The 24,678-nt window shown below is 42.7% G+C and carries 26 protein-coding genes and 1 tRNA gene; 11 read left to right on the forward strand and 16 right to left on the reverse strand.

Going from position 1 to position 24,678, the window contains the following annotated elements:
- Positions 1 to 54: 54 nt before the first annotated feature.
- Genes glpE through MSP8886_RS05070 form a run of 7 tightly spaced genes read right to left on the reverse strand, consistent with a single transcriptional unit; the run spans position 55 to position 6,971 of the window.
- Positions 55 to 375: a thiosulfate sulfurtransferase GlpE gene (gene glpE, locus MSP8886_RS05040; RefSeq protein ID WP_067013393.1), complete on the reverse strand. Its 321-nt coding sequence runs from the start codon at positions 373 to 375 to the stop codon at positions 55 to 57.
- Positions 372 to 1,199, reverse strand: a complete 828-nt coding sequence (locus tag MSP8886_RS05045; RefSeq protein WP_067013395.1) for a symmetrical bis(5'-nucleosyl)-tetraphosphatase — start codon at positions 1,197 to 1,199, stop codon at positions 372 to 374. The genes glpE and MSP8886_RS05045 overlap by 4 nt, the downstream gene beginning before the upstream one ends.
- Positions 1,200 to 1,207: 8 nt before the next feature.
- Positions 1,208 to 1,582, reverse strand: a complete 375-nt coding sequence (apaG, locus tag MSP8886_RS05050) for a Co2+/Mg2+ efflux facilitator ApaG/CorD (protein WP_083200861.1) — start codon at positions 1,580 to 1,582, stop codon at positions 1,208 to 1,210.
- Positions 1,583 to 1,587: 5 nt separating this feature from the next.
- Positions 1,588 to 2,385, reverse strand: coding sequence for a 16S rRNA (adenine(1518)-N(6)/adenine(1519)-N(6))-dimethyltransferase RsmA (gene rsmA, locus MSP8886_RS05055; RefSeq protein WP_067013399.1), 798 nt, complete (start codon positions 2,383 to 2,385; stop codon positions 1,588 to 1,590).
- On the reverse strand, positions 2,363 to 3,400 hold the full coding sequence (gene pdxA, locus MSP8886_RS05060; RefSeq protein ID WP_245659032.1) for a 4-hydroxythreonine-4-phosphate dehydrogenase PdxA: 1,038 nt from the start codon (positions 3,398 to 3,400) through the stop codon (positions 2,363 to 2,365). Before pdxA ends, rsmA begins: the two co-directional genes overlap by 23 nt.
- A gap of 4 nt (positions 3,401 to 3,404) precedes the next feature.
- Complete coding sequence (locus MSP8886_RS05065) at positions 3,405 to 4,682, reverse strand: peptidylprolyl isomerase (protein WP_245659033.1); 1,278 nt, start codon at positions 4,680 to 4,682, stop codon at positions 3,405 to 3,407.
- Entirely contained in the window at positions 4,683 to 6,971 is a 2,289-nt protein-coding gene (locus MSP8886_RS05070) for an LPS-assembly protein LptD (protein ID WP_067013401.1), read from the reverse strand.
- A gap of 128 nt (positions 6,972 to 7,099) precedes the next feature.
- On the opposite strand from MSP8886_RS05070, the gene djlA reads away from it, so the two are divergent.
- A complete protein-coding gene (gene djlA / locus MSP8886_RS05075) occupies positions 7,100 to 7,891 on the forward strand; it encodes a co-chaperone DjlA (RefSeq protein WP_067013403.1) in 792 nt (263 codons plus the stop codon).
- A 4-nt stretch (positions 7,892 to 7,895) separates the two neighbouring features.
- Here djlA and MSP8886_RS05080 read toward each other — a convergent pair whose 3' ends face one another.
- On the reverse strand, positions 7,896 to 8,975 hold the full coding sequence (locus tag MSP8886_RS05080) for a DUF3530 family protein (protein WP_067013405.1): 1,080 nt from the start codon (positions 8,973 to 8,975) through the stop codon (positions 7,896 to 7,898).
- Positions 8,976 to 9,111: 136 nt separating this feature from the next.
- Here MSP8886_RS05080 and rpe point away from each other — a divergent pair, with 136 nt between their 5' ends.
- Together rpe and MSP8886_RS05090 are read left to right on the forward strand one after the other, a co-directional pair.
- Positions 9,112 to 9,783 carry a ribulose-phosphate 3-epimerase gene (gene rpe / locus MSP8886_RS05085; protein ID WP_067013407.1) on the forward strand — a complete coding sequence of 224 codons (672 nt, stop codon included), beginning with the start codon at positions 9,112 to 9,114 and terminating at the stop codon, positions 9,781 to 9,783.
- Positions 9,783 to 10,463, forward strand: coding sequence for a phosphoglycolate phosphatase (locus tag MSP8886_RS05090; RefSeq protein ID WP_067013410.1), 681 nt, complete (start codon positions 9,783 to 9,785; stop codon positions 10,461 to 10,463). Before rpe ends, MSP8886_RS05090 begins: the two co-directional genes overlap by 1 nt.
- Before the next feature lie 118 nt (positions 10,464 to 10,581).
- Here the strand turns inward: MSP8886_RS05090 and MSP8886_RS05095 are convergent, their stop codons facing one another.
- Positions 10,582 to 11,754, reverse strand: coding sequence for a mechanosensitive ion channel family protein (locus tag MSP8886_RS05095; protein ID WP_083200831.1), 1,173 nt, complete (start codon positions 11,752 to 11,754; stop codon positions 10,582 to 10,584).
- Between the two features lie 79 nt (positions 11,755 to 11,833).
- On the reverse strand, positions 11,834 to 13,165 hold the full coding sequence (locus tag MSP8886_RS05100) for a magnesium transporter (protein WP_067013412.1): 1,332 nt from the start codon (positions 13,163 to 13,165) through the stop codon (positions 11,834 to 11,836).
- Positions 13,166 to 13,460: 295 nt separating this feature from the next.
- Between MSP8886_RS05100 and MSP8886_RS05105 the strand changes: the two genes are divergently transcribed.
- Genes MSP8886_RS05105 through MSP8886_RS05120 form a run of 4 tightly spaced genes read left to right on the forward strand, consistent with a single transcriptional unit; the run spans position 13,461 to position 16,370 of the window.
- Positions 13,461 to 14,039 (forward strand): anthranilate synthase component II, encoded by a 579-nt coding sequence (locus MSP8886_RS05105; RefSeq protein ID WP_067013414.1) that lies wholly within the window; start codon positions 13,461 to 13,463, stop codon positions 14,037 to 14,039.
- 9 nt (positions 14,040 to 14,048) lie between these two features.
- On the forward strand, positions 14,049 to 15,077 hold the full coding sequence (trpD, locus tag MSP8886_RS05110) for an anthranilate phosphoribosyltransferase (RefSeq protein WP_067013417.1): 1,029 nt from the start codon (positions 14,049 to 14,051) through the stop codon (positions 15,075 to 15,077).
- Between the two features lie 35 nt (positions 15,078 to 15,112).
- Positions 15,113 to 15,925 carry an indole-3-glycerol phosphate synthase TrpC gene (gene trpC, locus MSP8886_RS05115; protein WP_067013419.1) on the forward strand — a complete coding sequence of 271 codons (813 nt, stop codon included), beginning with the start codon at positions 15,113 to 15,115 and terminating at the stop codon, positions 15,923 to 15,925.
- A 37-nt stretch (positions 15,926 to 15,962) separates the two neighbouring features.
- A complete protein-coding gene (locus MSP8886_RS05120; RefSeq protein WP_067013421.1) occupies positions 15,963 to 16,370 on the forward strand; it encodes an OsmC family protein in 408 nt (135 codons plus the stop codon).
- A 146-nt stretch (positions 16,371 to 16,516) separates the two neighbouring features.
- Here the strand turns inward: MSP8886_RS05120 and MSP8886_RS05125 are convergent.
- The 6 genes from MSP8886_RS05125 to flgA all read right to left on the reverse strand — a co-directional run bounded on the left by MSP8886_RS05125 (position 16,517) and on the right by flgA (position 21,527).
- A tRNA-Arg gene (locus MSP8886_RS05125) sits at positions 16,517 to 16,592 on the reverse strand.
- Between the two features lie 169 nt (positions 16,593 to 16,761).
- Positions 16,762 to 18,183, reverse strand: coding sequence for an APC family permease (locus tag MSP8886_RS05130; protein ID WP_067013423.1), 1,422 nt, complete (start codon positions 18,181 to 18,183; stop codon positions 16,762 to 16,764).
- Positions 18,184 to 18,448: 265 nt separating this feature from the next.
- Positions 18,449 to 19,438 carry a helix-turn-helix domain-containing protein gene (locus tag MSP8886_RS05135; protein ID WP_083200832.1) on the reverse strand — a complete coding sequence of 330 codons (990 nt, stop codon included), beginning with the start codon at positions 19,436 to 19,438 and terminating at the stop codon, positions 18,449 to 18,451.
- 445 nt (positions 19,439 to 19,883) lie between these two features.
- Complete coding sequence (locus MSP8886_RS05140; RefSeq protein ID WP_067013427.1) at positions 19,884 to 20,363, reverse strand: flagella synthesis protein FlgN; 480 nt, start codon at positions 20,361 to 20,363, stop codon at positions 19,884 to 19,886.
- A gap of 40 nt (positions 20,364 to 20,403) precedes the next feature.
- Entirely contained in the window at positions 20,404 to 20,718 is a 315-nt protein-coding gene (flgM, locus tag MSP8886_RS05145; protein WP_067013429.1) for a flagellar biosynthesis anti-sigma factor FlgM, read from the reverse strand.
- 116 nt (positions 20,719 to 20,834) lie between these two features.
- Positions 20,835 to 21,527 (reverse strand): flagellar basal body P-ring formation chaperone FlgA, encoded by a 693-nt coding sequence (flgA, locus tag MSP8886_RS05150; RefSeq protein ID WP_067013431.1) that lies wholly within the window; start codon positions 21,525 to 21,527, stop codon positions 20,835 to 20,837.
- A gap of 170 nt (positions 21,528 to 21,697) precedes the next feature.
- On the opposite strand from flgA, the gene MSP8886_RS05155 reads away from it, so the two are divergent.
- The 4 genes from MSP8886_RS05155 to flgC all read left to right on the forward strand — a co-directional run bounded on the left by MSP8886_RS05155 (position 21,698) and on the right by flgC (position 24,676).
- A complete protein-coding gene (locus MSP8886_RS05155) occupies positions 21,698 to 22,630 on the forward strand; it encodes a chemotaxis protein CheV (protein WP_067013433.1) in 933 nt (310 codons plus the stop codon).
- A gap of 74 nt (positions 22,631 to 22,704) precedes the next feature.
- Positions 22,705 to 23,535: a CheR family methyltransferase gene (locus tag MSP8886_RS05160; RefSeq protein ID WP_067013435.1), complete on the forward strand. Its 831-nt coding sequence runs from the start codon at positions 22,705 to 22,707 to the stop codon at positions 23,533 to 23,535.
- Positions 23,536 to 23,825: 290 nt separating this feature from the next.
- Complete coding sequence (flgB, locus tag MSP8886_RS05165) at positions 23,826 to 24,218, forward strand: flagellar basal body rod protein FlgB (protein ID WP_067013437.1); 393 nt, start codon at positions 23,826 to 23,828, stop codon at positions 24,216 to 24,218.
- A 5-nt stretch (positions 24,219 to 24,223) separates the two neighbouring features.
- A complete protein-coding gene (gene flgC, locus MSP8886_RS05170) occupies positions 24,224 to 24,676 on the forward strand; it encodes a flagellar basal body rod protein FlgC (RefSeq protein ID WP_067013439.1) in 453 nt (150 codons plus the stop codon).
- Positions 24,677 to 24,678: the final 2 nt, after the last annotated feature.

A 24,678-nucleotide genomic window follows, 5' to 3' on the forward strand; every position in this document is an offset into this window, starting at 1 on the left:
CTTTTATTCGCTCTACTGGCTACTAGCAAAAGGCCACTTGTCGTTGAAAAGGCTCTAGACTCCAAGCTCGCATTGTTCTGGGAACATGGCGCTCCATTGGCTGAAACCACCATTTAGGGAGTAGACTGCTTGAAAGCCTTGAGCCGCTAAATATTCGGCGGCCCCTTTACTGCTGTTGCCGTGGTAACAGCAGACGACAACAGGCTTGCTTTTGTCTGCTTGTTCGATAAATTCTTGGACATTGTCGTTGTTTAGCAAGATAGCATTATTGATATGGCTTTGTTGGTAACTTGCTTGGTCGCGAATATCCACAACCGTCGCATCGTTTTCGATAATAGGAAGGGCATCAGACACATCGATACAAGTATAAGTCATAGTTCTTTCCGTTTAATGGTACATGGCGTACTAAAAAGCTGTTGATCATCAAGTCGTAAGGCCGTTAGGCTGCCTCCCCAAACACAACCCGTATCCAAGGCATGGATGGTATTGGAGTGGGTAATGCCCTCAAGTGCTGCCCAATGACCAAAAACAATGTGGCAATCTTTAGGCAGTTGGGATGGATAAGAGAACCAAGGGGCATAGCCCTCCGGTGCCGTATCAAGACCTTCTTTCGCTTTTAGTTCTAAAGTACTATCTACAGCACAAAAACGCATACGGGTCAGATAATTGGTGATGGCTCGAAGCCTATCCATCCCCGCTAAATTGTTATCCCACCTTTGTGGTGTATTACCATACATAACCGCGAGAAAATCATCAACTTTATCGCTTTTCAGTTGAGTTTCCACTTCATGAGCGAGGGATAGGGTTTGCTCCAGCGTCCAGCAAGGTGGTATGCCCGCATGAGTCATAATGGTATTAAGGCTTTCATCGTAGTGGCAAAGCGGCTGCTGGCGAAGCCATTCCATGAGTTCGTCTCGATCGCTCGCTGCTAATATATCAAACAGTGTGTCATTGCGTTTTAGTGCGCTATGTCCGCGCGAGACCGCAAGCAAATGTAAGTCGTGATTGCCCAAAACAACAGTGGCATTGTTCCCTAGAGACTTGATAAATCGAAGGGTTTCTAGGGATTCTGGTCCACGATTGATCAAATCACCTGCAAACCAAAGTTGATCTTTTTGAGGATTATAATGAAAGGTTTCGAGCAGTACCATCAGTGGTGTAAAACAGCCCTGTAGATCACCAATTGCGTAGGTCGCCATATGTTACCTCAGTGAACTTGGTTCGGAACAGAAAGGCGAAAAGCTCGAATAGGGGCTTCGAACTCGGTGCCATCATCGGCAACAAATTGATAGCTGCCATGCATGCTGCCAACCACTGTGTCCATTACCGTTCCACTAGAGTATTGAAAGGATTCACCTGATTCAAGGTGTGGGTATTCCCCAACGACTCCACTACCTTTCACTTCTTGTATTTTTTCATTACCGTTGGTAATGATCCAATGTCTTGATAGAAGCTTTGCTGCTTGCGTACCGCAGTTGGTAATCGTGATGTGGTATGCGAATACATAGCGTGACTCGCTCGGTGTGGATTGGTGAGGGAGGTATTCGGCTTGAACATTGACAGCGATATCGTATTTTATCATATCAATCATGCCTCCTTGTTGTGTATGAAGTTAGCAATGCGCACATAATCTTCAACGTCTAATCGCTCAGGGCGAAGGCTTGGGTCTATGTTTAGTGCATTGAAGTCGTCATTACTCAGAACCCCTTTGTAATTGTTTCTCAACGTTTTACGACGTTGGTGGAAGCCAATACGAACCGTGTTTTCCAAGGCTTTAACATTGTTAACTGGGTAAGGCAGTGTTTTATAGGGAGTCATACGGACAATTGCTGAATCTACTTTCGGAGCTGGGTCAAATGATTCTGGACCCACAATAAACAAGGACTCAACTTGACAATAATACTGTGCCATCACGCTTAAGCGACCATATAAGCTATCGCCTGGACGTGCTGCAAGCCGATCAACGACTTCTTTTTGCAGCATAAAGTGCATATCTTCAATGCTGCTGGCTTGACTTAATAAGTGAAAAATCAATGGGGTCGAAATGTTATATGGCAAGTTACCAACGACACGAATAGCTTGTTCTTGCGCCAGAGATGAAAAGTCAAATGTCATTGCATCCGCTTCGTGAACCGTTAGCTCGGGGTAGCGGAATAAATTCACTTTGAGAATTGGAATAAGGTCGCGGTCTAACTCCACGACATCCATACGCTCAGTGATGCTGATGATGCCTTCTGTTAAAGCGCCTTTACCTGGTCCAATCTCTACTAGGCGTTGGCCTTTTTTAGGGCCAATGCAAGCGACGATACGACGAATGACACCATGGTCGTGAAGAAAATTTTGGCCGAAGCGTTTGCGGGCTTTATGGGGTTGTGTTTTGCTCATTAGGAAATTGTTTCGCGTTATTGGCCATATTGATGGCATGTTGAATGGCTACCTTAAGACTGCCATTATTGGCTTTGCCTGTGCCCGCTAAATCGAGGGCGGTACCATGGTCTACAGATGTTCTTATGATGGGTAGGCCTAATGTAATATTCACAGCGTTACCAAACCCTGAGTATTTTAGCACAGGTAATCCCTGATCGTGATACATGGCCAGTACACAGTCAGCATGCTCCAGATATTTTGGCGTAAATAATGTATCCGCTGGCAAGGGACCGACTAAATCTAAACCTTGTGCTCGCAGCGTATTCAGGGTGGGGATGATGGTATCGATTTCTTCCATACCAAGATGCCCATCTTCGCCTGCATGGGGGTTCAGTCCGCACACTAAAATTTTAGGATTGTTGATCGCAAATTTGCGTTGCAAGTCTGCATGTAGCGCATGAATCACACGAGATAGACTGTCTTTGGTAATAGCGGAAGACACTTGTTGTAGTGGTAGATGGGTGGTGACCAAAGCAACTTTCATTGCCTCTGTTGCAAGCATCATCACTACATGGGGCGATTGACACAGGGATTGGAAAAACTCGGTGTGCCCTGAAAAATGCACTCCAGTTTCACATAAAATACCCTTGTGTACAGGAGGGGTGACAACCGCATCAAAGGTTTGATTTAAACAGCCTTCCCCAGCTTGTTGCAAGGTTTCCAACACGTACGGTGCATTGGCAACATTGAGTTCTCCTGCCTTTGCTGGGGCCACTAAGGGAACAGGAAGCAGATAAATATGGCCAGCTTGGTGTGTTGGCACGATATCTATTTGGGGCGTCATATGGAATTTTGGAGCCAGTCCCAATTGATTGGCTCTTGCTTGTAACAGTCCGAGGTCGCCCAAGACAACAAGGCGTGCGTTAAACGTTTGTTCGCTTAACGCACTTAGGATGATATCAGGCCCAATACCTGATGGCTCACCAGAGGTGATGGCAATAATAGGGCTCTGATTGGTCATGCCTTGAACCATGGGGCTAATTTCCCTCTTTGATATCAATAAAGGCATCAGCTTTGAGTTCGCCAAGCCAGTTGTTGAGAACCGCATCTTGTTTTTGGGCGATGAGGGCCTGACGAGCTTTAGCACGTAGAACCTTTTGACTAATATCTTCTTTACGACGGGCTTCGACTTTCAATATATGCCAGCCAAATTTTGTTTTAAATGGGCGGCTGATGTGACCAATTGGCGTCTCATCCATTTCCTGTTGGAATTTTGGAATCATGGTGCCAGGAGAGACCCAGCCTAGGCTACCGCCTTGTAAAGTAGAGCCTTCATCTTCACTGTATTTTTTCGCCAGTGTAGCAAAGTCAGCGCCGTTTTTAAGTTGTTTGTAGAGACTTTCTGCTAACGCTTTTGTTTGTGCCTCATCGCGAATGGCATTGGAACGAAGCAATATGTGACTGACTTCTGTCTGCTGTTGAATCGTTTGTGATGCAGAGCGTTTGCTGTCTATCCACAGTAAATGGAAGCCCGCAGGGCTTTGCAGAGGGCCAACTAGGGTGCCATCTTTTTTGCCTGCAATGGCTTTAACGAATAGGGGAGGCAATTCATTAAGAGGACGCCATCCTATATCCCCACCTTCAATGGCAAATTGGCCATCAGAGCTGGCAATGGCCTGATTAATAAAATCCTTTTTGGAGTGAATTTTTTTCGCAATGGCTTCGATTTTTGCTTTAGCTTCGTCTGGATTAGCCGCACGAATTAAGATGTGGTAGAGGTGAACTTCATCTTTGCCTTTGGCCTGATTGGCGTTAGCCGACAAGTAATCATTGACTTCTTGGTCTGTGATTGAGATACGTTTGCGAATGATTTCTCGTTTAATGTCATTGATCAAAATTTCTTTTTTGATTTGGGCACGGTAGCGGCTGTAGTCAATACCTTGCTGCTTTAATGCATTTTTGAGACCGTTTAGGTCCAAGTTCATACGCTTGGCAACGCCTTGGATGGCTTGATCCACTTCAGAACTGGAAACTTGCATGCCCACATTGGTGGCATAATTCGCCATTAGTGTTTCGTCGATCAATTGATTGAGAATTTGGTGACGAATATTAGCGGTCATTTGACCGCCAGGGACACGGTTTTTAACCACATCAAAGCGTGCCCGAATATCACTGTCTAAAATGGCGCTTGAATCAACAATGGCAGCAACACCATCTATTTTGGTTAGGCCATCTTTGTTAGTCGCTGCGTAGAGCGATTGAAAAGGCGCGATAAAGAGAAATGCGCTTAATATTAGAGAAAACAACTTCATCATTTAATATCCAACTTTTCCATTATTCCAATAGTCTTGGGCGACACTAGGCTCTCCACTGTTCTGCCCAACGGTACTCAAACTGCGTAAATTAAAGAGTAGGAACACGCCGCGTTCCATATCACTGTTGTCATTCAACCATTCTTGGTAACTCAATGATACTTTTACACAGCAATTTTCATAACCAACTCCGGCAACATCTTTGGTTTTTTTGTGTTTAAAAAAGTCATAGGTACGTTGTAAATACACCGACCAATCCTGACTAACAGGGAAAATGGTGCTCACATTCGCCTGTTTTGCATCATTGGTTGGGTCGTCATTGCCGACTGTGTAGAGATAGCTCATGTCTAATCGTACATAATCGGCAGGCCTCGTCTTAATGATAACTTGAGCGAGGTTGGATTTGTGCTTGTTGACATCATAATTTACGTTTCCTGTCAGACTAAAACGGTTACTGCCGGTATAGGTAACGGAACCGAGTAAGGGGCTTTGGTTCTCATCATCAACAGGCGTGTTTTGGCTAGTTACCCCTGTTTTGTTGATGTAACGATCTTTCAAGTATTGAATTTGACCCAGTTTAAATGCCCACCGTTGGCGATTTTGGCCATCATAAAGACGGCTTTCAATGCCCAAGGTCACTTGCTCTGTGTCCCCAACTCGGTCATTACCATTGAACCGTTGATGGCTAAAGGCTTGAGAATAATTAAGAGTTGGTACACTGGCATCAAAGTCTGGAATCAAGCTTTGATCTTTATAGGGTGAGTTTAAATAGCTTAAACGCGGCTCTAAAGTTTGTCGCCAGGTGGTGTCGTCGATTAATAACGGACGCTCAAATACCACACTAGAGTCAAAGTAAACCGATGCATGACTTAAGCTGGTATCATAATCAGGGGATTTGTAATTATGTATTTGATAGTCGCGGTAATTTAATAAGATCCCTGGTGAGAAGGTTCCCCAAGCGTTGCTTAAATTTAACGAGATATCTTGGTTTAATACGCTTCGTTTACCATCAAAATTGTTCTCATCTGGATCGTAAAAATCCGTGTACTGGCCATTTACATTGTAATTTAGATAAGTGGTCGCGTAGCGGTATGAGGAATCTATGCGAGGCTTCCAGTCAAATGGTTTATCTAGGGTCGGATCCGGTGTTTGGTAAGTACGGATTGTGGCTTTACTGCTAAAGTTGCCACTGTTAAAACCTAGGTAAGCACTTCGCTCATAATTGTCCTTTTGTTTGATGGACGTTGAGTTAACATCAGGGTACTTGTTTTCTGTCGGGTTATCTTCGTACAAGAGTCCGGTAGATAGATTTTTGGTAAACTGTTGATCGGTTTTAAACCTGAGTAGAGTCTGTGCCCCTTCTGCTTGTTTTGAGTCATCGAAAGACTTATGTTCATCGAAGGTTGATTGCTCGTAGGTGGTTAAACCGTATTTGCTTAAATGACGAATTTCAAGGTCAAGCCCTGTGCCTTCATTGGTGACAATATTAGGGGTGATTGTCGCGTCATAATTGGGGGCTAAATTCCAATAAAATGGTGTTGATAACGATAGGCCTTTACTTGCCGAGAAACCAAAGGTCGGGAATAAAAAACCTGTTTGACGAGCGCTTGTTAAGGGGAAGCGTAGCCAAGGGAAATAGAATACTGGTATATCATGTACTCGTAGTTGCACGTTTTCTGCGGTACCAAATCCGGCTTTGGGATTAAGTTCTATAGAACTGCCGTAAAGTTTCCAGCTATCTTCTGTGGGTTCACAGGTAGTGTAGTAACCTTGGTAAATAAAGATAATACCATTTTTACTACGCAATAAGGATTTTGCTGCCCCTCGTTGCCCTGTCGCAATACTAGTGAATTTTGCGTCCACAAACTCCGTTGGCGAGTCACTGTCATTAGATATGTAGCCGCTTGTCCCACGAATAACCTGACCTTTTTGACGTAAGATGATGTTACCATTGGTTTTATAGTATTTGCCTGGCACCCCCTCGATCTTATCCGCCTGCAAGGTTGATGTCGGCTTAATGACCTCAGCATTTCCAATTAAATGGACAACACCTGCCTTATCACGATAAATCGTTTTTGCATTGAGGTTGGTATCAAGACTGGTTGTAGGTTTCCAACGGTCAACATAACTGCCTTGACAATATCGGCTTATTTGCTCTTGTTGGGCCTTGGGAAGAGATTCTCTAGGCACCCAATCCCATTGATTTTCTTTTGTCACTTGGCTAGCGTGTGCCAACGGAATGACGAAAAGAGTTTGAAAAAATAAAGCGTAAATACGTAAATACTTAACCATGCAGGGTATACTTGTTGGTAAATAGTGATTGTCCCAAATTGGACTCTTCCCTTATACGGGTCCATGTTGTTGGCAAATGATAATCTAAGCAGGCCTCTAGGGGCTACCGATTCTGGAGAAATATCTTTATGTGGAAATTGGTCGGTGCAATTCTCGGCACTCTCTTAATGGGTTTTTTGGGCGGCTTAATTGGCTTGATTGTAGGCGCCATGCTGGATAGAGGGCAACGAGGTGGTGCGTTTATGGGGGCCGGCACTCGTTCTAATATCCGCCAACAACAAGAAGTTTTTTTTCGCACACTCTTCTTATTAATGGGAAGATTGGCGAAATCTGACGGTCGAGTGACAGAAGAAGAGATTCAATTGGCTCAAGCGGTGATGCAAAGATTGCGTCTTTCGCCTGCCGCCCAAGAGCAAGCTCGTCAGTTTTTTAATGAGGGAAAGTCAGCGAGTTTTGATTTGACTGCTGTGCTTACTCAGTTCCGAGATGTGGTTGGGCCTGGAGATCTGACCCGTACCTTGATTGAGATTCTCTTAATCTCTGCCTACTCTGATGGGCATTTTAGCGTTGAGGAAAAATCTCTTGTTTCTCAGGTGTGCGCTTATTTAGGGGTGTCGGTTGCCGAATTCGAAGCCTTACATATCCAAGTAAAACAGCAAACACACTTTCGTCAGGGCTACCAATCCTCTGCTAATGCACAGGATTCTAAAGATTTGCTAAAAGCCGCTTATGACGTATTGGGCGTTAAAGCGGAGATGAGCGACGCGGAAATCAAAAAAGCCTATCGCAAGTTAATGAGCCAAAATCATCCGGACAAACTTAGTGCCAAAGGACTACCGGATGAAATGATTGAACACGCTAAAGAGCGAACGCAAGAAATCCAAGCCGCTTATGAACTGATTAGAAAGTCACGTAAGTAGGTTATTATTCCGTTTCATCATCACTAGGATCTTTATAAAAAAGCCCTTTATCATAATCTGGTAGGGGCTTTAATTGTTCTTTTTGTTGGGTGTTTTGCTTTAGAAAGCCGCGAACATATTGAATGAGTATCAGTCTTCCATCCATGGATCTTTGGGTTTCGGCGAATGCATCCATTTGCACATAGTTGAGGCTGTTGTCTGATCTTTTATTGGCTGACTGCTTTCTCCAAAGTGCGAAACGTTTTAGAGCCATGGATTGTCCATAGTAGTAGTCTAATATAGGTACATTGATTTGCCGTATTTGCTGGGCTAATTGGTAATCGGTGATCGGCTTCGCTGTGTCTACGTTAATAATTGCTAGGGCATTTGCTGCTTGTGGGTTCGTCGCAAGATAAGTCATGGCATAAGCGGCGCCTGTACCGTAGCCAACAAGTACAATTTGTTTGGCACCTTTTTGTTTGGCTTCTGTTATAACGGCTTGTAAGCGGTCAAACACCACTTTTTGATTAGGCAACTCAGTACTGTTTTTTGTATTTTCACTGGAATTGTTGTCGGTTGCAGTGTTTGATGTGCTAGAGCTTGTAGTCGGAAATGATGGCTCTGGAAAGGTTGTAATAGCGTTGGCGCGAGGGGTGATATCAGGAATCTCCATTGAAATAGTGCACCAACTGTACTGGGGGAGCGCGTTTCTAAGAGGGGCGATCACGGTTGGCCAATCAGGGTGTTCGTTATCGGAAGGCAGTAGAATCACACAGCCTTCTGTGTCGCGAGTTTGAGATTCTCGATAGAGAGTTAAAAACGGTGTGTTATCGGCATTCAGAATATTGATTTGATGAGACTGTTGGTTTTGTTTTAAACGGTTTTCTAATGCTTTAATGCGATTTACTTGAGGGGTTGGTATGACCCTTTTAGTATCTGTCGTCGTATTATTGGTACTATTTTGTGTTGGCGGTGCCCCTTTTTGGGGGGACGCTGGTGTAGCTGCTTTATTAGTCTGGGAGTCTTCAGCGGCCAATAGGTTAGATGATAATGAGATCATTATAGTCGATAAAAGAATTTGCAATGGGTAAATATTTTTCTTCATTGTTTCAATACTTATGTCACTTGCCTTGTTAGAATGAATGACCTTTTACCATGTGTCCTTATGCTCGATGGATAGAGAATTGTTACATCGTGCTTAAGTCCTACTGTTTTCTATTCTGTCATTGCTGGAGCCAGATATGAATGATTTTATCATTGCCCCATCTATTCTTTCCGCAGACTTTGCTCGTTTAGGCGAAGAAGTGGATAAGGTACTAGAGGCAGGGGCTGACATGATTCACTTTGACGTGATGGATAATCATTACGTCCCTAATTTAACGATAGGGCCAATGGTCTGTAAAGCACTACGTCATCACGGAGTGACGGCCGATATTGATGTTCATCTTATGGTCAAACCTGTTGATCGTATGATTGAGGAGTTCATTAAGGCTGGGGCCTCTAGTATTACCTTTCATCCTCAAGCAAGTGAACACATTGATCGCTCCTTGCAGATGATTAAAGATGGTGGCTGCAAAGCGGGATTAGTGTTTAATCCTGCCACGCCGTTGAATGACTTGAAGCATGTGATGGATAAAATCGATATGGTTCTTTTGATGTCAGTCAACCCAGGTTTTGGTGGCCAATCTTTTATCCCTTCAACATTAGATAAAATCCGTGAGGCGCGGGCGTTGATCGATGCCAGTGGCTATAACATCCGTTTAGAAGTGGACGGGGGGATTAGTGAGAAAAACATTGCCGAAGTGGCTCAAGCTGGAGCGGATACATTTGTGGCAGGGTCTGCCATTTTTGGTAAAGACGACTATCAAGCCGTGATTGGTAATATGCGTGCTGAATTGGCGAGAGTACGCTAATGAAAACACCGAAGCATTTTAAAGCTTGGTTTGATGGCTGGCCGGAATTAGTCTGCCTTGATCTTGATGGCACCTTGGTTGACAGTGTGCCTGATATCGCAGGGGCGGTGGATGCTGCTTTAGCCCTATTAGGTGCTGATGCTGCAGGTGAAGAACGAGTTCGTGGTTGGGTGGGTTTTGGCTCCAAAAAATTGATTGAGCAAGCGTTAGATTGGGCACAACTTGATCGTGATTATTACGAAGAGGCTTATAAAGCGTTTTTGCAACATTATCATGTTCATGTGGCCGATAACACGCAACTTTACCCAAATGTAAAAGCGTTACTGAAAGCTTTTAAACATCAAAATGTGCCTGTTGCTCTGATCACCAATAAACCGAGCGGCTTTATTAAGCCAATATTAGATCGTTTTGAGATCACGGAACATTTTGCTTGGTTTCTAGGGGGAGATACCTTAGAAGAACATAAACCATCCGCCATGCCTTTGCTACATTGTTCTGATGCCATTGAAGCGAAACCTGAAAACTGCTTAATGATTGGCGATTCTATTACTGATTATCGAGCTGCAAGTAACGCAGGTTTTCGTTGCGCTCTGGTTACGTACGGTTATCATCAAGGTATCGATCTTGTTTCGCTTGGAGCGGATGTGGTAATAGACGATTTAGCAGAGTTGCTTATTTAATCAACTTATCTTTGTGTCTATAAGGCCATAGCCTCGTTAACAACATGTCAAAAACAACAATGCCAAGCGATTTGCTTGGCATTGTTTTTTAAGCTGAAGGGTGATCGCTTCATCAGCATTATTGGCGTGGTGAATCTTTTGCGCTTTCTTCTGATTGATATTTATCTTGAGGTGCGCCTTTGTCCTCTTTAGTTGGCTTAACGAATGTCATCTGGCTATCAGAGGCCATATGCATGGTTGTGGTTGGGAAGGCTACTTCGGCACCATACTCTTCAATGATCTCCATGGTTTTGAATAACACATCTTGTTTAACGTCGTGGTAGGTTTTCCAATCAACGGTTTTGGTAAAGGTATAGATAAAAAAATCTAATGATGATGGGCCAAACTGGGTAAAGTTGACCATGAAGGTTTCATTGGTATCCAAATCTTGGTGCTGGCTTACCATTTCTTTAATGCTAGCAATGATTTGAGGAAGTTTGCTGAAATCATCATAGCGAACCCCAATCGTCTCATTAATGCGGCGGTGAGACATTCGTGATGGGTTTTCCACAGAGATGGTTGAAAAAGTCGCATTGGGAACGTAGAGAGGGCGTTTATCAAAGGTTCGAATGCGGGTTTGGCGCCAACCGATGTTTTCCACTGTTCCTTCGATATTTTTGTCTGGTGAACGGATCCAATCGCCGACGGCAAAAGGTCGATCAAGGTAGACTACTAAACCGCCAAAGAAATTGGCTAATAAGTCTTTGGCGGCAAAACCAACGGCAATACCTCCGACGCCACCGAAGGCCAGTACCCCAGAAATGCTATAGCCAAGAGACTGTAAAATAACTAATAAGGCAGTAATGATAACAGAGGCTCTCAGTAGTTTACTGATGGCACTGGCTGTTGTGTAATCGACTTTGTTTTTTACCTTTGAAGACGTGGTAAGCGTATTTTCGGCTTCTTTGATAATGCGTAAAACGAACCAAGTGATAATCGCGATAACGCCTACGACGCGTATGGTGGAGATTAAAGTGGAAAACTTTTCATCGATTTCAGTCCCCGAAATTTCGGCTGCAATCGATAAACCAGCTAACCAAATAAACATACCAATGGGTTTTTGTGCTGCATTGATTAACACGTTATCCCAAGGGGTTTTGGTTTTCTCCATTTGATGTTCAATACGCCCAAGGAGCTTAGTCACTATAAAGTTTAGAAATAGGGTGATTAGTACGGCAATGAAAACGCGTACTACCCAATGCATATTTGAATCACCTAAGCCAAGGTAGGTTTGTAAGGTTTGCCAAGTCATGGTTTTTTTCCTTTTTTAAATCGTGTTTACATAATGGCAAGGGTTAGTCATACACTTAAAACAGTTAAAGCTGTAACCGTTAAAGCAATAGAAGTGTCCCAAGTCCTAAGAAAGCAACGAATCCAGCAATGTCGGTTACCGTGGTTAAAATGACAGATCCCGAGAGGGCTGGATCGATTTTAAATGTATCCAATAGCACAGGAATGATAACGCCTGAAAATGCTGCCATGATGATATTAATGATGATCGCTAAACCAATTACTATGCCAAGCATTGGATTGTCGAACCACCAAAGTGTGATAAGCCCAATGACGATGGCCCAAAGTATGCCATTTAGTCCGCCGACTTTAAGTTCTTTTAATAACAAGGATTTGAAGTTACTTCGTGTTATCTGTCCTAAAGCTAAGCCTCGCACAATGAGCGTAAGTGTTTGACTGCCAGCAATGCCACCCATCGAAGCAACAATCGGCATCAATACTGCTAATGCCACGACTTGTTGCAAGGTCGCCTCAAATAACCCAATGAAAGACGAGGCAAGAAAAGCGGTTAATAAATTGATGCCTAGCCAAATACCCCGTGTTCCCGCACTGCGTCTCACTGGAGCAAATAGATCCGATTCTTCATTTAGGCCTGCCGTTGACATTTGTTGTGCTTCATTCTCAAGTCGCAAAGACTCCAGCGCTAATCCTGCGTGAAGGCGACCTAGTAACACTTGGTGTTCATTGACAACCGGTAATGCGGATAGGCCTGAGCGCTCTAGCTGCTCAGCGGCTTTTATTAGGTTTGTTGTATCTAAAATAAAAGGGCAATCCTCATCCATTAGACTGGATACGGGTTCGTGACTTTGTGCTTTGAACAGTTTGTCAAAGGATACACAGCCGACCCAACGACCTGTTCGATTCACTAAATAGATCATTTGTGTGTAATTCGGTGTTTCTTTTTTTAACAGGCGCATGGCTTCAGAGACTCGTGCGCTTTGTGAAATAATGAGTAAATCATGATCCATCCAGCGTCCGACTAACTCATCATCGTAGACAATACCTTGTTGGTAGTATTCGCGTTGTTTGGAGTCCATTTGACTGAGTGCCAGATCGACTAGGTGATCTGGCAGAGAGTCAGCAATTTCAAGTAGATCTTCGGCTTCAGCATCGGCAAATAAGCGCTCTATATCGGCGTCATCTAGCTCTCTTAATAAGAGTTGTCGAGACTCTCCGCGCATTTCAACCAAAATGTCTAAGCGATTTGCTTGTTTAATGCTCTGCCAAGCTTGGGTACGTTGGGCGAGCGGAATCGACTCAAGGGCTAAGGCAACATCATCTGGCGTTAGTTCGCGCATGGCCTTGCCAATGGATTCGCATGAGTGTTCTTCTTGAATTAAAAGTTCAATTAAATCTGAAACTTGGCTGTGCACAAAGAGTCCTTAACGAATCAAAATAGCTGAGTGTGCAGTATAACTGGGATAGGTTCAAACGTGAGGAGGTTTCTTGTGTGCTTTTTGCAAAGAGGTGGCAATGGCAGGGTAGTAATATTCAGCTAATAGAAATCTTAATGTAAAAGTGAGCCAAGATAGGCTTGGTTTGGTAGAATCCATTTATCTTGGTGCTTGTTTCTCTGTTCGTTTTCAGACGATATCGAAAATGATAGGACAGGGGTTATTTAACCGATGATATTGGCTCAATGTCATTAAAATTAAGTATTGAATGTCTATGTTGTTGATGATTGATAATTATGACTCCTTCACGTACAACCTTGTGCAATATTTTCGTGAACTAGGGGCGGATGTACAGGTGTTTCGTAACGATGAAATCACAGTAGAAGGTATCGCTGACTTAGCGCCAAGTCACTTGGTGATTTCTCCAGGGCCGTGTACTCCTAATGAAGCGGGCATTTCGATGGCAGCTATTCGGGCATTTTCAGGTAAAATTCCTATTTTAGGTATTTGCTTAGGTCATCAAAGTATTGGTCAGGTCTTTGGTGGGGATGTTATTCGTGCTAAAAATGTCATGCATGGTAAGACATCTATGATTTATCACAATGATACCTCTGTGTTTTCTGGTGTTCCAAACCCGCAGATTGCGACACGCTATCATTCGTTAGTAATCGATAAACTGTCATTACCTGATTGTTTTGAAGTGACCGCATGGACGCAAAATGAGACGGGTGAATGCGAAGAAATTATGGGAATACGCCATAAGAACTTGCCTGTTGAGGGGGTGCAATTTCACCCTGAATCCATACTAACTGAGGCGGGGCATGCCTTGTTAGCAAATTTTTTGACACGATAGGAGAGTTGGGTGGATATCCAAAAAGCAATTGCAGCTGTTGTTAATCGCCAAGATCTAACGGGCGATGAAATGCGCCTTGTTATGCGTGATATCATGACTGGGATGACAACGCCTGCGCAAATTGGCGGTTTTTTGATTGGCCTTAGAATGAAAGGTGAGACCGTCGCTGAAATTACAGCAGCGGCGCAAGTGATGCGTGAGCTGTCTACTAAAGTGGATATTTCTCTCGATAATGTGGTTGATACCTGTGGCACAGGTGGCGATGGTGGGAATTTGTTTAACGTTTCTACAGCGGCATCATTTGTTGTGGCTGCAGCTGGGGGGAATGTGGCTAAACATGGTGGTCGCTCTGTGTCCTCCAAGTCGGGTAGTGCAGATGTATTAGAGCAGGCGGGTATTTATTTAGATTTAGATGCTGAGCAGGTTGCCCGTTGTATTCGTGAGATTGGTCTTGGCTTTATGTTTGCGCCTCACCACCATACGGCGATGAAGCATGCTGTTGGCCCAAGAAAAGAAATGGCCACACGAACGATTTTTAACTTATTGGGACCTTTAACTAACCCAGCGAATGCTAAGAGTCAGGTAATAGGGGTTTTCTCTAAAGAGCTGGTTCGGCCGATCGCGGAAGTACTTAAAGCCTTGGGAAGTGAGCATGTTATGGCGGTTCACTCGGAGGATGGTTTGGATGAGATCAGTATTGCGGCTCCTACTTATGTAGCCGAACTAAAGAATGGTGAGATCACTGAATATACCATTACGCCAGAAGCTTTTGGTATTCCGTTACAATCATTAGATTCTGTTCAAGCAAGAGACGCTGAAGAAAGCTTAGCGCTTGTGAAAACAGCATTAGACGGTAAGGGTAAGGTCAATCCAGCCCGTGATATTGTCGCGATTAATGCGGGCGCTGCAATTTACGTTTGTGGCGTTGCTGATAGTCTAGAAGAGGGGGTGTCGATGGCAGAAGATATGATTGGTGGCGGATTAGCAAAGATTAAGATGTCTGAATTAGCGAGCTTTACACGCTACTTTATGAAGTAATGAGACAACCGTGATTGCGAGAGGACTGGTTTATTATGAAAGCTGAAACACCGACTATTTTAAGAAAAATTGTGGCTCGTAAATTCGAGGAAATTGAAGAGCGAAAAAACAATACGTCTTATGCAGACATGGAAATGGCGGCATCTGTTGCCAATGTACATAATCCAGCTCGTGGTTTTGCTAACGCGTTGCGTCAGAAAATTGCAGTAGGTAAAGCGGGGGTGATTGCTGAGGTGAAAAAAGCATCACCAAGTAAAGGTGTGATACGTGAGGATTTTCAACCTGCACAAATTGCTCGCTCCTATGAGCAAGGTGGTGCTGCTTGTTTGTCCGTTTTGACTGATCATGACTTTTTTATGGGGCATGAAAATTATTTAGTTGAGGCGCGTGCTGCCTGTCAGTTACCCGCGATCCGTAAAGATTTTTTGGTGGATGAGTATCAAATCCTTGAGGCTCGTTCCATTGGGGCTGATTGTGTACTGTTAATTGCCGCTTGCCTAGATGGTGAAAAATTACGCTCTTTGGATACTTTAGCAAGAGAGCTTGGTATGGATGTGCTGGTGGAGGTGCATAATCAGGCTGAGTTAGAGCTAGCGCTTAAGTTCACTGAAACCGAGTTGTTAGGCATTAATAACCGAGATTTACATACCTTCGAATTGAGTTTAAATCATACCTTGGAATTAATAAAAGGTGTGCCGAGTAATCGTTTGATCGTCACTGAGAGTGGGATTCATACTCGTGAAGATGTAGCCTTAATGCGCGAACATGATGTTAATGCCTTTTTGGTTGGTGAAGCTTTTATGCGAGCAGATGAACCAGGTGATAAGTTGGCTGAGCTTTTTAAATAAGTGTTCCGGCCTGTGTAAGATAAATTGAGAGAAAAGCATGAAAACAAGTGTAGTCTGGAAAGAAGATGTGCATTTTACTGCCAATACGGGCTCTGGTCATACGCTAGAGATTGATGGAAACCAAACGGCTGGCGCTCGTCCTATGGAGTTATTGCTAGCTGGGTTGGGGGGGTGTACATCCTATGATGTGGTGAACATCCTCAAAAAGTCACGTCAGGATGTTGTTTCTTGTGTGGCGCATATTGATGCAGATCGCGCAGACTCTGTGCCAGCTGTCTTTACTGAGATTCGTGTACACTTTGTCGTTACTGGCCATCGCATAAAAGAAAGTGTGGTTGAACGAGCGGTAAAATTGTCTGCAGAAGAGTACTGCTCAGCGTCTTTGATGCTGGAAAAAGGTGGTGTAAAGATTGTTCATAGTTTTGAAGTGGTTGAAGCAGAATAAGTGGTTTACGCATTCGCATTGTGGCGATGAAAACCTAGCGCGCTGCTATGTCGGAGTGGGTTATATTTAACAACAAAAAAAGCGACCAATGGTCGCTTTTTTTGTCTTCAATTTTCTACCTTAGTACGGTAGAAAATGGGGTAGTTTGGTGTCCCCTGCGAGATTCGAACTCACGTTTAAGACTTAGGAGGTCCTCGTTCTATCCTACTGAACTAAGGGGACATTTTGTATGGAAGTTTATACCTGATTTTTGTCTCGAACTCAAATTTATAAAAGAAAAAACATTGATTTATAAATGTTTTTGCCTTTTGTTTCCTTTTCGAGAGGGAAAAAAATAGACGCGACATTATTAATGACGCGCCTATAAGGGAGGGAACAATGAGTGAAAACGTTACAGTGTTTCCACGACTTTAGCCATGTTAGCAAATCGTTCTGGATTCGCTTTGTGTAGCCATTTGGCGATGAAAAACCCTCCAAGGGCACAAATGACGACTAAGTATGGTAATGCAGATACTACTGGTGAGTTAGAGCCACTTAATACATCAAGGTTGTTGACAACCATATAGAGTGAAATGACCATTCCAATTGACGCTATTGTGGGAGCAATTAAACGACTCCAAAGAGAAGCTTCTAAGGAAGGGTTTCTCATGAAGAATGCAACCACGGCAAGGGAAACGGCACATTGTAGAACTAAGATTGACATAGCACCAAGAGCAGATGACCATGCAAAAATATTTGCCATTGGATCAAGGCCTATTGCGACGAACAAAAGTAGTCCTCCTATTATTACGACGCCTTGGACGAGGCTAGCAACATAAGGTGTATGGTACTTTTTGTGTAAAGTTGAAAATTTAGACCAGCATAAACCATCACGGCTTAGCGAAAATAGGTAACGAGCAAGCGTATTATGAAATGCTTGAGTTGCTGCAAATAAACTTGTGATCAGCAAAACAGACATGACTTGACTTGACCAGCCGCCGAGCAATTGATCGGCCATATTATAAATAAACATACCAGGGTCTTTCGCTGCGACGGAACCGACGTTGGCAGCACCTAAATACTGAACAATTGCCCATGCTGTGAAGGCATAAAATATAGTGATAACCGTGACAGCAACGAGAGTGGCTCGAGGGATGGTTTTTTCCGGTGTTTTGCATTCCTCTGAATAAATAGCAGAGGCTTCAAACCCGATAAACGAACAGATGGCAAATATTAGCCCGACACCTGCGTTGCCTGAAAATATAACAGATGGTGAAAAAGACGAGAATTCCATGGTAACGGGTTGTTTGACGATAGCAAAGTCAACTAACAGAATGATGGCTACTTCAAGAAGCATTAGAATGCCGAGAATTCTCCCCCCAATTTCCACTTTGGCAATGCCAAGTATGACCACGATAACCTGGTTCGCAACGGCTAATACCCACCAAGGAACGTCAATGCCGAAATTGCTAGATAAGAAAATGCTAGAAAAAAAGCCAAATAGAGAGCTTACAGCAAAAACCATAGATAAGTAGGCTAGCATCGCGATAGAAAATCCCCCTAAGCCAATCGAGGGACCTAACCCTTTACTTATGTAGGAGTAGAATGCCCCTGAGTTAACGACATGACGGCTCATGGCAATAAAACCAAAGCTAAATAGCATCAGTAAAATTCCTGCAACGACATAAATGCCTGGAATACCAGGGCCATTTCCTGCCATAAAAGCAATGGGTAGGGCACCAACGGCACCCGTCAAAGGTGAAGCTGCAGCAATAACGAAAAAAACGACTGACCAGAGCCCTAGACTCTCTTTTTTCAATTTAGGATGTTCCATTGCGTGTTCCTATTTCTAATTATGATGGGTACATTCAGTCTATTTAGTGACGAGAAAGGGTGTTATCGAAAATCGGCACCTTTTTTTAAAAATTAATAGAATTATCATAAAGTGAGAATATTATTGTAGGTTGATGGTCTTTTTACGGTTTTTTAACGTCATAAATTAAGACTCTTATGTGGTAATAAAGTCCATTTTGATGAGTAAAAATGGCTTAGGGCAAGTCTCAAATTAATTGAGAAGATTGCAGGCATAGCTTGTCCGGTCAGGATGCTTTTTTTATTAATGGTTGACGTGTTTTGTGAGTCATACGAAGCGTATTCAGTGTTTGTGATGGTAGTTCACCAAACAACCGTTTGTAGTCACAAGTAAATTGAGAAAGGTGCCAAAACCCCCATTGTGATGCAATGTTACAAATATTGTCATAGGGATCATTTAACATGCTTCGTCTAACGGCATTGAGTCGTATATTTTTTAAAAAAGTAGCAGGACTTTGGCCTGTTACTCTTAAAAAGCAGTTCTGTAGTGCTCGACGAGAAGTGTACGTGATCTTGCAAAGTTCATCGACGTTTAGGGGCGTCTCAGGGTGTTCCAAAACAATTTTTCTAGCCCGACACACTATTTGCTGTGCTTTTTGTCGCGAGATGTTTCTTTTTTCAGGGCTTTTTTCTTGTGCCTGAAAAAGCAGCATTACCAGCTCTCGTATGTCACTTTTAAATTGTTTAATGGCTGCTGGTTGATTAAATAATAACGAATTTTGGCTCATGTTAGAGAGTATCGAATTAAACTCATGCCTGAAACCTTGGACGAGAGTTTTATTGGTGAGCGCTCCTACTTTAGGGTAGGGGCTGTCTGTTAAGTCAGAGATGAGTTCCTCGGGTACACTAACGACGAGTAAGCTACAGTTCTCTGGCGTTTGTAGCATCAGCTCTTCTTGAAAGCCACACCAAGATACATCATCTTTTTGGATGGGTTTTCCTAGCCAGCGGGCCTCACTGTCGAGCTGATTAAATACTGAAAAACTTAGTGAGTTTTTTCGGGACTCGCCATACTGAAAAACGGATCTCGATAGACTTTCTTCGTAAATTTGTATGCCTTCTAGCCAAAGTTCTTTAAGAGAGCCCTCAAACTGACCTGTTGAAAGCTGTTCATAATTGAGAGAGCACTCTCTTAGGATCTGGCAGTGTGCTGTTATTTCATGGATATCTGATTCACTACGAAAGCTGTTAGTAAGTTGTCCCGCCAACATCGACATAACCTCTTTTTCTAATTGTTTTATTGCGTCACTGTGTAAATAAAGCAAAATGCAGGCCAATGGTTTTCATGGGAGGATGAGAAGGGGATGTAAAGAAAGGTGCTTTTGCTTTGACGGGCAAGACTGAACGACGAGGGCACAAGTAAGGGCAATGAACCTCTATACTCTAGATAGTTGTTTAATCATTGGTTTTACAGGGTTTTTGAAGTAAAAAAATAAGGCTTTTATGAGGAGTGTAGGGAGATTGAATATATAGGCTTTATTTTATTCTCTAATATTGAGAAATATATATTTATTTTGACCTAGATCAATGGTGTTTGTTTTTTGTGCAGTTTCTCAAGATGTGCTTTATGGTAGGGCATTTTCGTTTCTTTTTTACCCATTTTTTTGTACGCTTTATCACATTGCTAAATAAATAGTTTTCTATGGTGAGGTCAGTACAAAGTTAGGCGCGGCCTAAAGTATGCTTACTGCTAACTGGTTGGGTTGAGCCTCTTGCTGTGTAGACTTTATTTTTACTGCTGTGGCCTTGCAATAGCTCGAAAAGGTGCTTGTTACGTTTTTGGAGGGTGTGAAGGATGTGGGCATTGGTTTGATTTTTGGTTTTGCATTTGCTTAGCAGAGCTTCACATTCAGATATCAGTAGACGGGTATCATCCATAGAACTATCTTGTTTTTTAAGCCAAGTCTTAAAGTCGTCTTCAAGGGGATTATCTCTGTCTAGGATGTCAAATTTAATCAAAATATTGATTCGGCGCTCATTTAGCATGCTCATTTCATCGAGTAATGCTCTTTTTTGTTCTGCTATTTGAACGATCGTTTGGTTGTCCAGTTGACCATATGCTGAGCGCTCGCTATCCAGAAGCGACACTAGCTCTGTAAGGATTTCTTTACTTCTGATGAAAACTGGTTCGATAGGGATCATAAAACTGACCGAGCTAGACTATAAGAGAGTGTCTTATAGTCTAGAACAACGCGTCCATAGAAGCCATATTATGGGCAAGCTTCTGAGTATCTATTTTATAATTGCCAGAGGCTAGCTCGTTTTTGATACGGTCAACCTTGTCTTGGTCAATCTCAGGCATGTTATTGATGCGTGATTCCTGATGTTTTAGCGTTTTAGCTGTGCCACTGAGCTTAACTGTATCTGCAGCCATTAAGCTACTAGAGTTTGGGGTCGATGAAGTATCAACAGAGTGTTTGTTTGCATCGTCCTTCGTTGCACGCTCATTTTTCGTGACGTTGCTTTGATTGGATAACCCTGTAAAGTGTATTGCCATGGGGGTTTACCGCCTTAAATAATTTATCTGTCTCTGTTAACGACCATTACCCATAAAACTTTAGTTAAACTTCGTGTAAATGTCGATATAAAAAACCAAACTAGGCTAAAGAGTAGTCAGTAGTTTACAAGAACCTCACTGTCCGTTACAACTTTTGCGTATATTATTCTACCTGAGCTGGTATTTTTCACTCGTATTTGTTGGCCTTCGACGCCATTTTGTAGTGCTATACCATTCATTTTAACCGTGATGTTTCCGCTCTTAGCTGTAATGAGGATTTGATTGCCTTTTTTTATGAGAGTGGGCTTTTGAGTGACATTATCAGAAATAAAGGTATTTATACGTAAGTTTCTGGAGGCAACAAGGCCATAAGGCGGATTTTGGGGAGTGTATACTTGACCCCGTAAATTCGTTAAATCCACATTGCCAATGCCAATGTTTTGCTTAGTGAAAGCTTGTCCTCTATTAATAGGTGCAAGGGTTTTAAAGGCAGGAATTAAAATACTCTGGGTGACGGGCAGATAAGATTTCCACATTGGGTTGTTACAGCTAATAGAGTAGGTGGTGCGCTTGGATGCACTAGGTCGCTGGTTTTTTATTTGGATGTGTTTGTCTTTACAAGTTGGTAGATAACTAAGTGAAATTTTATTGTTGAGAGTAATTTTCACCGCAGCATCAGGATAAATGCCTGATAGGCGAGGAATTTCAACATTATTGATGTAGTTCTGGACTTGACCTTCTATGGACAAAGCAAACGTAGTGCTAGCCTGAAGGCAAGAGAAGGCTAACATTAGCCTTATTAGTCGCATAGTCTACTCTCTTAGTTAGTCTTGGTTACGTTCTCAGTTAGTGCATTTAGTACATTGAGTTACTATAAGGTATTAGTAAAATAGCAAAAATCACTCTATCATTGAGAATATATTTTAATATTAATTAGTTTCAGTGAATACTGAATTTACGAATACACATAGGAGGCTTTATGGCCAGTGTTCTCGATAGCGTTAATCAGCGTACCCAACTTGTTGGGGAGAACCGCCTGGAATTGCTGCTCTTTCGCTTAAATGGCAAGCAAATATATGGCATTAACGTGTTTAAAGTGAAAGAAGTATTGCAGTGTCCTAAGCTAACTTCCATGCCCCATAGTAGTCCTGTTGTCCGAGGTGTGGCTCATATCCGTGGTGGAACCATTCCTATTTTAGATTTGGGGCTTGCAACAGGGGCAAGTCCGATAGAAAACATCGACCAATGTTTTGTGATCATTACAGAATATAACCGTCGTATTCAGGGGTTCTTGGTGCGAGGTGTTGAACGTATTGTCAATATGAACTGGAGCGATATTCAGCCACCACCAAAAGGTTTGTCTAATGACAACTACCTAACCGCTGTGTGTCAGGTTGACAAAGAAATGGTTGAAATTATTGATGTAGAACAAATTTTGTCTGAAGTTGCCCCGACCCGTCAGGATATTTCGGATGGTATCATTAACGTTGATATTCAAAGCAACGCTAAGCAGCATCATATTTTAATTGTCGATGATTCCTCCGTTGCTCGTAAGCAGATTAAGCGTTGTATGGAACAAGTGGGTTTTGCCACAACGGTTTTGAATGATGGCCGTGAAGCTCTGAATTATCTTCAAGGTTTAGTCGCCGATGGGGCGGACGTTACCAAAGAATTTGCGATGGTTATCTCTGATATTGAGATGCCAGAGATGGATGGTTATACGTTAACCACAGCTATTCGTAATGACAGCCGTTTACAAGATCTGTTTATTTTACTTCATACGTCGTTAAGCGGTGTGTTTAATGAGGCCATGGTAAAAAAAGTCGGAGCGGATGGCTTTTTAGCTAAGTTCCAACCTGATGAGCTCGCACGCTTAGCGATCGAGACGGTCAAGATTCAATCCGATGATTGAGTTCAAGTGTAATATGGTTCTGATGGCTTTTAGCGTTGTGTCTGATCCCTTTAGCTGCTGTTTTAGGAGTTCTAATGCTCAGTAGTACGAATGCAATAACACCAAACGGCTATTTAAGGTTTCGAGATTTTCTTCAGAAAGTATGTGGCATTTCATTAAGTGATAATAAGCAGTACTTAGTGGCTAGTCGGTTAGGGAAGATCTTAGAAAGAGAAAATTTTAGTAAGATAGAGCAGTTAGTTGATGCTCTTGAGCGTGCGGGTAGTACCAAATTAAAAGAAGAAGTGATTAATGCGATGACGACCAATGAAACCTTATGGTTTCGTGACTCCCATCCGTTTAAGATTCTCAAAGAAAAGATTCTGCCTGAAATGACGAAGTCGCCCCTGAAAATTTGGTCGGCCGCTTCTTCTACAGGGCAGGAACCATACTCTATTAGTATGGTAATAGAGGAGTTCAAAGCGTCTCGTCCTGGTGTGTTAAGGCCAGGTGAAAAGATTGTTGCGACCGATATTTGTACCAACATTCTACAGCATGCTAAACAAGGTGAGTATGATAGTTTAGCCATTGCCCGTGGTCTGGGGGATGATATGCAGCGCAAGTATTTTGATAAAATTAATAACACCACATGGAAGGTAAAGTCTTCTTTAAGTGCGCGTATTGATTTTCGCTACTTGAATTTGATTGATTCATTTTCAGGGCTTGGTAAGTTTGATGTCATCTTTTGCCGTAATGTCCTAATTTATTTCACTGCCGATTTGAAGATGGACATCTTGAGGCGAATGCGTGCCTCTCTGAATCCTGGGGGGTATCTGTTTCTTGGTGGTTCTGAAGCCTTAAGTGGTTTATCTGATTTGTTTGAGATTGTTCAATGTCACCCAGGAATTGTCTATAGGGCTAAATAATAACAAATTATTATGACTTTGTTGCAGTAAAGAGGGCATATGTTATGTCTCCTCTTTGAAAGCGACCTTTCAAGACCCTTCTTGCCGTTACGCCATGAAGGGTCTTTTGCGTTCATACTTTCCTCTTTTTCCTCTTTGTGGGGTCTTGCCTTTATAAGTTTTGTTATATTGCCGCTTTTTGCCGACTACGAATAAAAAACTCATAAGCTTTTGAATATAAAGGTTTTTTTGTTTTGGCATCATTATTGCTTTTTGAGCTATACGTTTGACCGTTGTGTGAAGAGAGAAGTATGGCTATATCATTTGAAAAAGCATTTGCTGGGCATGACAAAATGCTGGAGTTTCGCAGTGCCCGTGCTGCTGTATTGGCAAATAATATCGCGAATGCCGATACACCAAACTATAAAGCCAGAGATATTACTTTCGACTCTATGTTTAACAATGAGAAAAACAAGCTGTATTTATCGGTAGATGATAAGCGGCATATAAATGGGGTGAGTGAACTTGGCGGTGATAGTGGTCTTTTGTATCGTAATCCAAGCCAGCCCTCCTTAGATGGCAACACGGTTGATATGCAAAGAGAAAAAGCGGAATACGCTAAGAACTCTTTGCAATTTGATACCAGTTTTATGTTTTTGGACAGAAAAATCAGTGGTATGAAAAAAGCGCTTAGCGGGAATTAATCAGTATGTCTTTAGGTAATATTTTTAATATCGCAGGGTCTGCGATGAGTGCCCAAACCATTCGCTTAAATACCGTGGCGAGTAATATGGCAAACGTTGATAGTGTGGCAAGCTCTGCAGATCAAACATACCGAGCCCGTAAGCCTGTATTTTCTGAAATGATGGTTAACTCCATGAAAGATAACGGATGGGGAGATACCACAGATGATGATAGTGGTGCGGGAGTGGGTGTCAAAGTTGATGGCATTGTGGAATCTTCTGCGCCACTTAAACCAAGGTATGAGCCGGATAACCCAATGGCAAATGAAAAAGGGTATGTCTATTACCCAAATGTTAATCCAATTGAAGAAATGGCCGATATGATGTCTGCATCGCGTTCTTTTCAAACGAATGTCGATATTATGAATTCAGCCAAAAGCATGATGCAAAAAATGCTCACGCTTGGACAGTCATCATAGGG

Source organism: Marinomonas spartinae, assembly GCF_900089775.1.
Taxonomy (GTDB): Bacteria; Pseudomonadota; Gammaproteobacteria; order Pseudomonadales; family Marinomonadaceae; genus Marinomonas; species Marinomonas spartinae.